The organism is Pantoea sp. B270, from assembly GCF_018726825.1.
Classification (GTDB): domain Bacteria; phylum Pseudomonadota; class Gammaproteobacteria; order Enterobacterales; family Enterobacteriaceae; genus Pantoea; species Pantoea dispersa.
On sequence record NZ_JAHCSX010000002.1, the window covers coordinates 192,852 to 205,176 of the forward strand.

13 protein-coding genes are annotated in these 12,325 nt (G+C 58.3%); 9 read left to right on the top strand and 4 right to left on the bottom strand.

Annotated elements, in window-relative coordinates; all coding sequences use genetic code 11:
- The first annotated feature begins 14 nt into the window (after positions 1 to 14).
- From KOL70_RS17250 to KOL70_RS17280, 7 genes are all read left to right on the top strand, one after another.
- Positions 15 to 914, top strand: a complete 900-nt coding sequence (locus KOL70_RS17250; RefSeq protein WP_215481144.1) for a LysR substrate-binding domain-containing protein — start codon at positions 15 to 17, stop codon at positions 912 to 914.
- Positions 915 to 1,185: 271 nt separating this feature from the next.
- Positions 1,186 to 2,373: a M20 family metallopeptidase gene (locus KOL70_RS17255; protein WP_215481146.1), complete on the top strand. Its 1,188-nt coding sequence runs from the start codon at positions 1,186 to 1,188 to the stop codon at positions 2,371 to 2,373.
- A gap of 15 nt (positions 2,374 to 2,388) precedes the next feature.
- Positions 2,389 to 3,237, top strand: a complete 849-nt coding sequence (locus KOL70_RS17260) for a transporter substrate-binding domain-containing protein (RefSeq protein WP_254185875.1) — start codon at positions 2,389 to 2,391, stop codon at positions 3,235 to 3,237.
- Between the two features lie 12 nt (positions 3,238 to 3,249).
- Positions 3,250 to 3,969, top strand: a complete 720-nt coding sequence (locus KOL70_RS17265; protein WP_058758979.1) for an ABC transporter permease — start codon at positions 3,250 to 3,252, stop codon at positions 3,967 to 3,969.
- A 9-nt stretch (positions 3,970 to 3,978) separates the two neighbouring features.
- Positions 3,979 to 4,662, top strand: a complete 684-nt coding sequence (locus tag KOL70_RS17270; RefSeq protein ID WP_215481148.1) for an ABC transporter permease — start codon at positions 3,979 to 3,981, stop codon at positions 4,660 to 4,662.
- Positions 4,662 to 5,438 (top strand): ABC transporter ATP-binding protein, encoded by a 777-nt coding sequence (locus KOL70_RS17275; protein ID WP_215481150.1) that lies wholly within the window; start codon positions 4,662 to 4,664, stop codon positions 5,436 to 5,438. Before KOL70_RS17270 ends, KOL70_RS17275 begins: the two co-directional genes overlap by 1 nt.
- Before the next feature lie 208 nt (positions 5,439 to 5,646).
- The gene (locus KOL70_RS17280) at positions 5,647 to 6,036 is read left to right on the top strand and encodes a response regulator transcription factor (RefSeq protein ID WP_215481151.1); all 390 of its coding nucleotides are present in this window, start codon (positions 5,647 to 5,649) and stop codon (positions 6,034 to 6,036) included.
- Here KOL70_RS17280 and KOL70_RS17285 read toward each other — a convergent pair.
- Together KOL70_RS17285 and KOL70_RS17290 are read right to left on the bottom strand one after the other, a co-directional pair.
- The gene (locus KOL70_RS17285; RefSeq protein WP_215481153.1) at positions 6,033 to 6,812 is read right to left on the bottom strand and encodes a molybdenum ABC transporter permease; all 780 of its coding nucleotides are present in this window, start codon (positions 6,810 to 6,812) and stop codon (positions 6,033 to 6,035) included. The two genes, KOL70_RS17280 and KOL70_RS17285, sit on opposite strands and share 4 nt — an antisense overlap.
- Complete coding sequence (locus KOL70_RS17290) at positions 6,809 to 7,705, bottom strand: extracellular solute-binding protein (protein WP_215481414.1); 897 nt, start codon at positions 7,703 to 7,705, stop codon at positions 6,809 to 6,811. The genes KOL70_RS17285 and KOL70_RS17290 overlap by 4 nt, the downstream gene beginning before the upstream one ends.
- Positions 7,706 to 8,035: 330 nt before the next feature.
- Between KOL70_RS17290 and KOL70_RS17295 the strand changes: the two genes are divergently transcribed.
- Together KOL70_RS17295 and KOL70_RS17300 are read left to right on the top strand one after the other, a co-directional pair.
- Positions 8,036 to 8,305 (top strand): hypothetical protein, encoded by a 270-nt coding sequence (locus KOL70_RS17295; protein WP_058776113.1) that lies wholly within the window; start codon positions 8,036 to 8,038, stop codon positions 8,303 to 8,305.
- A 123-nt stretch (positions 8,306 to 8,428) separates the two neighbouring features.
- Positions 8,429 to 9,445: an NAD(P)-dependent alcohol dehydrogenase gene (locus KOL70_RS17300; RefSeq protein WP_021508873.1), complete on the top strand. Its 1,017-nt coding sequence runs from the start codon at positions 8,429 to 8,431 to the stop codon at positions 9,443 to 9,445.
- A gap of 80 nt (positions 9,446 to 9,525) precedes the next feature.
- On the opposite strand, the gene KOL70_RS17305 is transcribed toward KOL70_RS17300, so the two are convergent.
- Complete coding sequence (locus KOL70_RS17305) at positions 9,526 to 11,265, bottom strand: DUF2534 family protein (protein ID WP_215481155.1); 1,740 nt, start codon at positions 11,263 to 11,265, stop codon at positions 9,526 to 9,528.
- 65 nt (positions 11,266 to 11,330) lie between these two features.
- The gene (locus tag KOL70_RS17310) at positions 11,331 to 11,747 is read right to left on the bottom strand and encodes a DUF2946 domain-containing protein (RefSeq protein ID WP_021508875.1); all 417 of its coding nucleotides are present in this window, start codon (positions 11,745 to 11,747) and stop codon (positions 11,331 to 11,333) included.
- Positions 11,748 to 12,325 lie beyond the last annotated feature (578 nt).

Below are 12,325 nucleotides of genomic sequence, written 5' to 3' on the forward strand. Positions count from 1 at the left end.
AGGAAAACTACAGGATGAATCAGGGCTTTCAGGCATTACCGTCGCTGAATGCGCTACGGGTATTTGAAGCCGTGACGCGGCACCTTAATTTTCGCCTCGCCGCTGAAGAGCTCGGCGTGACGCAGGGTGCGGTGGCGCAGCATATTCGCGGCCTGGAGGCCAGCCTTGGCCTGAAACTGTTCGATCGGTTGCCGCGTTCGCTGGCGCTGACCGCTGCCGGTGCAGGCTATGCGGTGCACATTCGCCAGGCATTTGAGCTGATTGATGAGGCGACGCGCACGCTGCGCCCGGAGCCGGATCGCCTGACGCTGAGCGTAACGCCGACCTTTGCCAGCCGCTGGATGCTGCCGCGTTTACCGGCATTTACCGCGGCCTGGCCGGATATCGACCTGCGCGTGCTGGCCTCTGAACGGCTGGTGCAGTTTCACCATGAAGGCGTCGATCTGGCGGTGCGCTATGGCCGGCCGCCGTTTGGTAGCGGGCTCGAGGCCACGCTGTTGTTTAGCCAGACGGTGCTGGCGGTGGTCAGCCCGGCGCTGCTGGCACAACACGGTGATGCAGCGCAGCCAGAAAATTGCCTGCGCTATCCGCTGCTGCATGATGGCCATCACCTGTGGCCAGCGTTCCTGGCGTTTATGTTCCCTGGCCAGTCGCTGCAGCATCAGCATCATCTGCGCTTCAACCAGACCGCGCTGGCGCTGGAAGCGGCACTGAGTGGTCAGGGTATCGCACTGACCAGCCCGCATTTTGTGCAGAACGATCTGGCCAGCGGTCGGCTGGTTCCCGCCTGGCAGCGTGAGATGCCCTTTGATGCCGGCTGGTATCTGGTGGCTCCGCGTCGTCCGCGTGAGCAGGCAACGGTGAGTGCGGTTCGTGCGTGGCTACTCAGTCAGGCGGAGCAGAGCAAAGATTGATGGCTGAGCAACGCGATGCTTTTATGTTCAATAACAAAATCAGTAAAACTGATGATAGTCTGCGAATTATGAATGTTATAACTGACTGAGCATGCATTTTATAAGGTTTATCCTGCACAGGCAGGATTTTAGGAAAATATCACGCAAATTCAGCAATTAAGGAAAGGATTTGTGCGTTGCAATATGACTGTGGCTGTGAATAAATAAAACGCTAAATTTCATAAAAATGCCATAACGGCCAGGCGACAGCCTGCATAACCGTATTACCACCATGACCGATCATAAAATTCTTTTAGCCAGGGATATCAGCGCCAGAAGTGAAAGCATGCAGGCGCACCTCATCGCCATCCGGCGCGATATTCACGCACATCCGGAACTTGGTTTCGATACCGTCCGCACCGCAGCCATCGTGGAGCAGGAGTTGCTGCGCCTCGGGCTGACGCCGCAAACCGGCGTGGGCCGCACTGGCGTGATGGTAGACATTACCGGCGCGCAGCCGGGCAAAACCGTGCTGCTTCGCGCCGATATGGATGCGCTGCCGATTCATGAGCAAACCGGCCTGCCGTTTAGCAGCATCTGGCCGGGTAAAATGCACGCCTGCGGCCACGATATCCACACGGCTACGCTGCTCGGTGTCGCGGCGATCCTCACGGACCTGCGCAGCCAGCTGCACGGCACGGTGCGGCTGATTTTTCAGCCGGCGGAAGAGACGCCAGAGAGCGGCGCGCAAGCCATGATTGCTGCCGGCGCAGCGGACGGCATTGATGTGGCAATCACGCTGCACAATAAGCCAGAGCTGGCCGCAGGGGAAATCGCCCTGACGCGCGGTGCCAGCACCGCTTCCAGCGATGAATTCGATCTTGTGATTCACGGCAAATCCACCCACGCCGCCCGGCCGCACATGGGTACCGATCCGATCATTGCCGCCGCCAGTCTGGTGACTCAGCTGCAGACCATTGTGTCGCGCGAGCTCGATCCGGCGAACTCTGCTGTGCTGACGATTGGCCATATCCACGGCGGCACCACCCATAACATCATCTCCGACAGCTGCCTGATTCAGGGCACCATCCGCGCTAAATCACCGCAGGCGCGCGCTCACATGGAAGACGCTTTCCGCCGCATCTGTGCCGGTGTCGCGCTGTCGCTCAATACGCGGATTGAGGTCAATTATCAGCGAGGCGTACCGCCGCTGATGAATGATGATGCGCTGATTGATGCACTGGAGCCGATTCTGTCGCATCAGTTCGGCAAGCCGGTAGTGGCAAAACCCAGCAGCAGCTTTGGCGCGGAAGATTTCTCGCTGTTTACCGAGCGTGTGCCGGGCTGTCAGATCCATATCGGCTCTGGCGCGCCGGGGCGCGATGACCATCTGCACAACTCCGACTATCAGCCGGACGAACGCAGCATTCACGCTGGCACACAGGCTCTGGCCCGTATAGCGATCGACTTACTCTCCTGATAATAATGAGGTTTTATGATGATGCGTAAAGGGCTGTTCTCCGCCTCCGCGGGCATGTTGCTGCTGGCTGCTGCCGCTGTGGTTCAGGCCAAAGATTTCGGCACGTTAAAATTCGCTACCGAAGCGGCCTATCCGCCGTTTAACCAGTCCACGCCGAGCGGCAAAATTGTCGGCTACGAGCCCGATATGGTGGCCGAACTGGCGAAGCGCGCGGGGTTCAAATATGAAATCGTCGCGCAAAAGTGGTCCGGACTGATCCCCGGCCTCGCTGATGGCAAATATGATGCAGTGGTCGATGCCGTCACCGTGACGCCAAAACGTCAAGAAGTGGTGGATTTTACCCATCAGTACACCGTGAGCGTTTCGGGCTTCGTCACGCTGAAGGGCAGCGCAGTGGATACCCTGCCGGGCAACGGTGAAGTGGTACAGGCGACCGATGAAGCCGGTATGAACAAAGCCATCGACGCGCTGAAGGCGAAGTTCAAAGGCAAAACCATTGCGGTGCAGGTCGCTACCATTCAGGCCGATTTCCTCAACAAATACCTCGGTGATGTCGCGACTATCCGTACCTATCAGGCCGGCCCGGAAACCTTCGCCGATCTGCTCAATGGCCGGGTTGATGCGGTCATGGCATCGCGCACCAACCTCAATGCCTATGTGAAAAAACATGCGGACACGGTCAACAGCACCGGTTATGGCTTTGTGGGCGGCGTGCTGGGCCAGGGTTCAGCGATTGCGATTCGCAAAAACAATCCGGAGCTGAAGGCCGCGCTGGACCAGGCGCTGCTGTCAATGATCAAAGACGGCACGCTGAAGCAACTGTCAGAGAAATGGTTCGGCGAGAACGTCGCGCCTGCGGAGTAATGCTGAGCGCTTATGACTATTGACTGGCAACTGTTAGGGTTTGGTGACGAAGGCTGGGGCGGCGTGCTGCTGGACGCCGCTACCGTCACGGTAACGGTCTCGCTGTGTGCGTGGCTGCTGGGCGCGATGCTCGGCAGCCTGCTGTGCTGGATGCAGATTGGTGGCGGCCGCTGGCAGCAGCGTGTTGCCAGCGGTTACATCACGCTGTTTCGCGGCGTGCCGGAGCTGCTGGTGATCTACCTGTTCTACTTTGGTGGGCGGCAGGTGGTCGGGTTTATCGGTGAAGCCATTGGCCTGCAGGGACCGTTTGACGTCAACGGCTTTGTCGCCGGCGCCATCGCTATCGGGCTGATTTCCGGCGCTTACCAGAGCAGCGTATTTCGCGGCGCGTTTTACGCCATTCCCGCTGGCACGCTGGAAGCCGCTACGGTGACCGGCATGGGCCGCTTTATGCTGTTCCGCCGCATGATTGTGCCGCAGGCGCTGCGCACCGCGCTGCCTGGCATGGGCAATCAGTGGCAATCGGTGATCAAAGAGTCAGCGCTGGTGTCAGTGACCGGGCTGGTGGAGACCATGAACCAGATTTCCACCGCGTCGAATTCCACCCAGATGCCGTTTTTCTTCTACAGCGTGGGCGCCGTGATTTATCTGATCATCACCACCTGTTCGGATTTTTTCTTCCGCTATGTGGAAAAAGTGGCCATGCGCGGGCAACAACGCGCGCGGTTGTAAGGAGCCACGATGGATTTCACCTTTTTACAGCACACGCTGGCGGCACTGCTGCGCGGGCTGCCGCTGACGCTCAATCTGGCGGTCTTGTCGCTGCTGGGCGGCGGGGTACTGGCGCTGCTGCTGAATCTGCTGCGCCAGCATCGCCTCGGCAGTTACGTCACGCGTTTTTACGTCTGGCTGTTTCGCGGTACGCCGCTGCTGATTCAGATCTTCATGATTTACTACGGCCTCGGCAGCCTGCCGGCGGTGCGCGAAAGCGTGCTGTGGCCGCTGCTGCGTGAACCCTACTGGTGCGGTTTGATCGCGCTGATTCTCAACGATGCCGCTTACACCGCTGAAATCCTGCGTGGCGGGCTGAATGCGGTTAGCGTGCAGTCGCTGGAGGCGGCGAAAGTCAGCGGCATGTCACGCTTCACCACGCTGCGGCGCATTACGCTGCCGCTGGCGGTGCGTCAGGCGCTGCCGGCCTACAGTAATGAGATCATCTCGATGATCAAATCCACATCGCTGGTGAGCACCATCAGCCTGATGGAGATGACCGGCATCGCCGATTCCATCGTGTCAGAAACCTTCCGCGCGCTGGAGGTGTTTATCAGCGCGGCGATTATCTATCTGCTGCTGACCGTGCTGGTGAGCAAAGCGGTGGCGCTGCTGGAGCGTCGTTTGTCCCCTTATCATGCTGGAGCACGTTAATGAATAAACCCACTATTGCCCTGAGCCATCTCAGAAAAAGTTATAGCGGGCATGAAGTGCTGCATGACATCAGCCTGACGGCGCAGGATGGCGACGTTATTTCGCTGATCGGCGCCAGCGGCTCCGGTAAAAGCACGCTGCTGCGCTGTATTCCGTTTCTCGAAGTGCCACAGGCCGGTGAAATTACCGTGGGTGATGAAGTGGTCACCATTGATAATCCGGACGAGAAGCTGAGCCGCGAACAGCGCCGCCGCATCAAGCTGATGCGGATGCAGCTCGGCTTTGTGTTTCAGGGGTTCAATTTGTGGCCGCACAAAACCGTGCTACAGAACATCATTGAGGCGCCGATCCATGTGCAGAAGCGCAGCCATCAGGAGGCCGTCGCCGAAGCCGAAGCGCTGCTGCATAAAGTCGGGTTATATGAGAAACGCAACGCGTGGCCGTCACAGCTCTCCGGTGGTCAGCAACAGCGCGTGGCAATTGCCCGGGCGCTGGCGCAGCAGCCGAAAGCGATACTGTTTGATGAACCGACTTCCGCACTTGATCCGGAGCTGGTGGGCGAAGTGCTGCGCGTGATTCGCAGCCTGGCGGAAGAGGGACGCACCATGATTATCGTCACGCATGAAATGGGTTTCGCGCGGGACGTGTCCAGCAAAGCGGTGTTTCTGCATCAGGGTAAAATTGAGGAGTCAGGAACGCCGCAGCAGGTGTTTAGCGAACCGATTTCTGCGCGCTGTCGCGCTTTTGTCAGCAGCCACCTGCAACGCAACAGCTAACCAGATTTGTGCCAATGGTGTTCTAAGCCAAATTATGGAAAAATCGCCCTCCCTCAACGGAGGGCTTTTTTATCGGCGCAGGGAGAGTGCTCGTTGCCGCGCACTTCACGTCCATCGATAACCAGCTACCGTCAGGCCTGGCTGCTGTTGCGCGACATCGCCGCGGCAGAGCCGAAATTTTCCTGATTTTCAACATGCGGAGTACGCGATGGGCGCGAAAGTATGGTTAGTGGATGATGATGTGTCCGTGCGCGAGTCACTGGGATTTCTGCTGCGGACTGTAGATTATGATGTCGCCGACTTTGCCGACCTGGCATCGTTCGAAACGGCTGCCGCCGGGCAGCAGGCGATAAGCGGCTGTCTGCTGCTGGACGTGCGTCAGCCGGACAACAGTAACCAGAGCTGGCTGGCGCAGCAGGGCGCACGCCATCCGCTGTTGCCGGTAATCATCATGACCGGGCATGACACGCTGGAGGCCTGTCGCCACATGTTCGCCGGGGGCGCCTTTGCCTTCTTCACCCGGCCGCTGGACATTGAATCACTGCTGCAGACGATTCAGCTGGCAATGCGTGAAAGTGAGCAGCGCGCCCGCCTTTAATGCAGCGCCGTGTTGCCGGGAAGACTGCGCCGGGAAGCCAGCGCACACAGCAGCGGTACCGGCAGGGTAAACAGCAGTAACAGCCACAACAGCACATACACCGCATCCACGCCGTCGTTTTGCAGATTGTTATACAGCTGCGCCGGTATTCCGTGGGGAAACCAGGCGAAAATCATCACAATGCCGAATTCGCCCATCGCCCGCACCCACGCCAGTGCCGTAGCCGACGCCAGGCCCGGTGCGGCCAGGGGCAGCGCCAGCCGCCAGAAGCGCGGCCACGGCGCGGCACCCAGCGTCCGACCCGCTTCAAGGATCTCCTGCGGCACCGCGATAAACGCCGAGCGTGCGCTGGTGACAAAGTAGGGCAGCGCGCCATACCACTGCGCCAGAATAAAGGCGGCGGGATTGTTCACCAGCGTCCAGCCCAGCTTGCTCAGCAACTGGCCGGGTAAACTGTACGGACCGTAAGCGCTGACCAGCAGGATTCCCATCGCCAGCGGCGGCGTCAGCAGCGGGATCATCACCAGCGTTTCCACCAGCCAGCGTATTTTTCCCCGCGCCTGCGACAGCCACCAGGCCAGCGGTAAGCCGGTCAGAAAAATCAGCACCAGCGCGATCGCTCCCAGACTGAGCGAAGTGGTAATCGCCGCGCCGTCACCCCACGCCAGCCGCAGGTGTTGCCAGTGTGTAACGTCCGTCAGGGTGATAAACGGTACGGCCAGCAGCACCAGGGCGGGCAGCGACAGCCACAGCGCGCCAGCATGGCGGATTTTCATGGCGTATAAAGCCCATCGCCCTTCGGTGCGGCATAGCCTTGCTGTTTAAACAGCGCCTGTCCTGACGGACTCAGCATGAAATCTACAAAGGCTTTGCCAGCGGCCGTACCGTGCGGCGCATTCCTGAGCACCGCCGCGTAGTAGACCAGTGGCTGGGTGTGCAGCACTTTATCTTTACCCTGGCTGTCTTTGACGCTAAAGCTGACCGTGTTGTACCACTTAGTCGCCATCGCCGGATTGCTGAGGTTGATTTCATCGGGCAGCGCGATGTAAGGCAGATGGGCAGAAATCACTTCGCTTTCATAGCCCGCAGCTGCATCCACCTGACCGCTCTCGAGCCGCGTCAGCAAGCCACCTTCCAGATGGGTTTGTGCGGGATTCTGGTAACCGCCGAGAATGTGGTCAGCGATGCCGGGCTGCCGGTAATACTTCTGCGCCAGTAGCAGGGTGAAAATGATGTTCTGGCCTTTAGGATCGTTTACCGGATCGGTCCGACCAAATTTCAGTCCCGGCGCTGCCAGCAGCTGAAGCCAGCTGCCATCATTGCCTTTGGCTGCGGCAAACTGCGGCGCAAACGGCCCCTTCGGGTTATAGGCGATCACCATGCTGGTGCTGGCTACCGGTACTGCGTTGTCGATCAGTCCGGCGTCTTTCAGGATCTGCATCGGACCGGGAGTAATAGACACGAACACGTCAGCAGTGATTTTTTTGCTCGCCAGCAGGCGCGCCATGCCGTAAGCCCCCTGGCCCTGACCTTCATACTTACCGTCATGCTGTTGTGCAAATGCCGGGCCCAGTGCCTGATCCATCACTTTTCCCATCGAACCGGCATACGTCACGCGGATATCCATGGCGGCCTGCGCCGGTAAACTCAATCCGCCGGCGGCAGTCATTAACAGCAGGGTAAGCGTCTTCACGCGGAGATTCCTTTTCGCTATATAAATGAGTAGATAACGATTATCGGAATTCTCCGTTTTAGCGCAAGGTAAAATCTGTTGCGAAATCCTGCGGTCGCGCGCCAGCGCCGGGTTTTAGTGCCAGTTCATCGCGCTGAGAGAAAAAATTCATTTACCGATCCGTGAGCTACCACAAACACAGGCGGCCAGCCGTCTGCTGGTTAAATAAGCGGCTATAGTTATCCCAGTTGGATTATTTTGCATGCCGCTGGGCGTGCACCTTTTCCTCATTTACCTGGAGCCCGTTACTACGTCACGAGGTTTAACGTGTTAGCCGATCTTTCCTGGAAAATTATTCATCAGGTCATCAACCAAACCATCGCTGAGATGGTGGATGAACAGCAAACGCTGGACGTGCTGAGCCTGCGCAGGCGCTTGAGGGAAATGGCGGAGAACGAAACTAACGAGGAGATGGTGCTGTGTTACTGGCAGGCCAGCAAAGTGCTGACGCGTTTGCCGCCCACCGTCACCGCCAGCCAGCTGATAGAAGAGGCGCGCCATGCGTTCCGCAGTCCGCCCAGTCACGATTCGCTTTAACGCGAAATGCTTTTCTTTCCCCGTTGCGCTTAACAGACTCTAATTGGCTGAAATTTAATCATAATCAGGCAATACGCTCTGCTAGACTTCCTGGGTTAACAACGCTGAAAACAGAGGACAGTAATGAAAATCAAAAGTTATGCCGCACACAACGCCGGTGATGCGCTGGTACCGTACGAGTACGAAACCGGTCCGCTGGCGGCGGAAGAAGTGCTGGTTGAGGTCGATTACTGCGGTGTGTGCCATTCTGATTTGTCGATGATTGATAACGAGTGGGGCATTTCCTCTTATCCGGTCATTGCCGGTCACGAAGTGATTGGTCGCATCAGCGCACTCGGCGATGCGGCGCAGGACAAAGGATTGAAGGTCGGCCAGCGCGTGGGTATCGGCTGGACCGCGAAAAGCTGCCAGCACTGTGATGCCTGCATCAATGGCGAGCAGGTCAACTGTGAGAACGGTTCAGTGCCCACCATCATGAACAAAGGCGGTTTCGCCAGCCATCTGCGCGCCGACTGGCAGTGGGTGATTCCGCTGCCGGAATCCATGGACATTACCTCTGCCGGTCCGCTGCTGTGCGGCGGGATTACCGTGTTTAAACCGCTGCTGATGCACCATGTAACGGCCACCAGCCGCGTCGGCGTTATCGGTATTGGCGGCCTCGGCCATATGGCGATCAAACTGCTGCGCGCCATGGGTGCTGAAGTTACGGCGTTCAGTTCGAATGCCAGCAAAACCGAATCCATCAAAGCCATGGGCGCCGATCGTGTGGTCAACAGCCGCGATCCGCAGGCGCTGAACGCGCTGGCCGGGCAATTTGATTTGATTATCAGCACCGTAGCCGTCGATCTGGACTGGCAGCCGTACTTCCAGGCGCTGGCTCCGCACGGTAAGTTCCACACCGTGGGCGCGGTAATGAAGCCATTTGAGGTGCCAGCGTTCAGTCTGATTCTGGGCGATCGCGCGGTAACAGGTTCTTCTACCGGTTCACCGGGCCAGCTGCGTAAGCTGATGCGTCTGGCGTCACGCGCCGATGTGGCACCGCAGGTGGAAGAGTTCCCGATGTCAAAAATCAATGAAGCGCTGGATCACGTACGCGCCGGTAAAGCCAATTACCGCGTGGTGCTGAAGGCCGATTTCTGAGTCGGAATCTGAGGCGGATAATACGCTGACGTTTGTCAGGCAAAACGGCGGATGGGGGATCATCCGCCGTTTTTTACGCCTTATCCCTGCGAATCATCCTTTTCGCCGAGGAAGAAGTACCACAGCGGAATCGACATCAGTGCGGTGAACACCGTGGTGTAAAGCGCGATCATAAAGCCCTGCGTCAGATACATGGTCAGCGTCCAGTGGCTGAACGGGATGCCGTATTGATCGATCACGCCGCCGATAATCGCATTGCTCATCACCGTACCGACAATCAGCGCCAGAATAAACAGCCCACGCAGGTAGTAACGCATCTCCTTGCGTTTCACCTTGAAACGCGCCCGCACGATACCGAGCGGCGACTGCTGCGCGGCGAGAATTTCCGCTTCGCTCATCGGCGCACGCTGTTGTCTGCGCCAGCGCAGTACGTCCACCAGCACGAAGGCCAGCAGGCTGACGCCCATCACCGGCAGGGCATAACCGAGCGCCAGCGCCAGCATCAGGCAGACCCCTTTGGCATAGTGCGGCAGCGCCAGCCAGCTTGCGCTCAGGGTTTGCGCCGGGCTGGCCTGATCCAGCGCCGGGCGGCGCAGCCACCACATACGATAACCCAGCACAATCATGCTGCACAAACCCAGGCCAAACAGCGCCAGCAACAGCTGATTAGGCCAGCCAAACAGCACGCCCATGTGCGCATCGACGCCCCAGCGCGTCAGTTTTGCCACCAGCGGGAAGCGATCAAACCAGACGTGATCGACAATCGCGAAGCTTTGCGGATTCACGGACACTGCATCCACCTGTGTGGGCCAGCTGCGATCAATCTCACTCACCGTCCAGGCTTTGCCCTCGCTTTTCGGCTGGCGCAACTCCACTTTAGCCGCGCGGATGCCATCCTGACGCGCCGCCGCCAGCACGCGATCCCAGTCAGCGTCGGCGGCATTTGCCGGCAGTGACTTCGCTGGCTGCGTCGCCGGTTTCGCCATCGACGACATCGGCATGCTGGTCATGTCCATGTCCGGCATACTGCGGTGATCGGCGTGAGGATCCGCCGGCGCGGCGGGCGCATCACCGCTGAGCGACGTATTCACCTGTGGCGTCAGCCAGTTAAGCTCGGTGCGCATCTTATCGATATTGCTACCTGCCCATTGTGACCAGGTGAGGCCGGTAACGGAGAAGAACAGCAGCCCGAGAAGCAGCGTCAGCCCCAGCGTGATGTGCCAGTGCCGGGTGAAGGCAAACCCCTTTCGCACGGTTTTCAGCCGGCGTTTTGGTCGCGTGCCCAGCCACAGCAGCACGCCGCCGAGCGCGGCCACCCACAGCCAGCTCGCCGCCAGTTCGCTGTAGTTGCGACCAAAGTCACCGAGTAACAGGCTGCTGTGCAGCAGATCGAGCGTGGTGCGCAGCGGCAACACGCCACTGGTGCCGTACACCGTCATGTCGCCGGTTACTTTGAGGCTGTAGGGATCGATAAACACCGCGCGCGACTGCGACGGACCGAGTGTGGCATCGCTGAACTGTACGCGCGTGGTATCGCGCGCGGCGGGGGCAGGTCGAACCGCATAAATGTGCTGATTTTCACCCGCATAGGCGCGTGCCGCGGCGATCTGCGCCGAGAGCGGTTGCGCATTGCCCTGCGGCTGCGCGGTGAGCGCATCAGCGTAGATCAGATTTTCCAGCTGCGGCGTCAGCACATACAGCGTGCCGCTGAGCGCCGCCACGAAGATGAACGGCGCGACAAACAGGCCAATGTAAAAATGTAAGCGACGTAGCAGATTAAGCACCGCGCCGCGCGGTGCTGCAGAGTGAACAGCAGACAAAGCCGTCTTCCTTCCGATAAGAGAATGTCAGGGCACAGCGCAGGCGTTGTACCGATTAATGAGATTCAGCAGGAAAGAAAAACCGGTGGCGCGCGCGGACGATGGGTACCGCTAAAGCGGCGCGGCCGGGGTGCCACCAGCGGCGGCAGAGGTGGGGCGCGCGAGATCACCAGCATCAGCCAGATGAACGGGATAAACACCCACATCATCAGCGGAACATGCACCAGCAAATCACAATAGCCGCAGGCAAATTCGCCGTCGTCCATGTTGTGATGCATCATGCCCGGCATCGCCATCTCCATCGGCATATCGTGATGGTGCATTGGCATGGCAGATGAAGGGCTGTGCGACGCCACGGGGTCAATGCGCGTTTGCCGCTCCAGCAGCGTTTTCGACACAATCGGCGCGACGAACAGCAGCAGCACCGCCACAATGGCGACGCAGGCGGTCAGGCGCTGGCGAAAGTGATAGGAAAACGTCATGGCAAATACTGAGTGCTTCAACAAATGAGGCCGAAGTGTAACGCGATTGCCGCACAAGGGTTAATAAAAGTGAGGCTGGGAGCGACAAAATTCGCACCTTTTGAAAAGGGTCACTTAACGTGGTGCGTTTGTTAACTTAATTGCAACCTGATGAGTACATTAGAGAAACACTATTTCTCATTGCTGAAGGATGAGCGGTGTCTGATGGCATAACCTGTCATCGCTCAGAATTTGTGGTCGCCATTAATGGCGACCCTACAAGGTATTGGCACTATTTGCACAGGGTGCGCATTGATCCGCACCGATATAAACAGTCACTTGCAACTTTATTGCAAGGTGTCACGTCATTTACTGCGGCCTGTAGGCAGTTGCACGATTTACACATGACGGCGCATTGATACGCACTGTTCTAATCAGGTCATTTTCAACTTAATTGCAAGGCATAACGGCATCGATCGCAATCAGCAAGGAATTACACGATTTTCGTAGGGTGCGCATTTATGCGCACCGATATAAACGGGCGGCTCATTGTTTAATTCTTTTCATTTACACGGAAGCCTCTCAGTATGAGCCGGGCC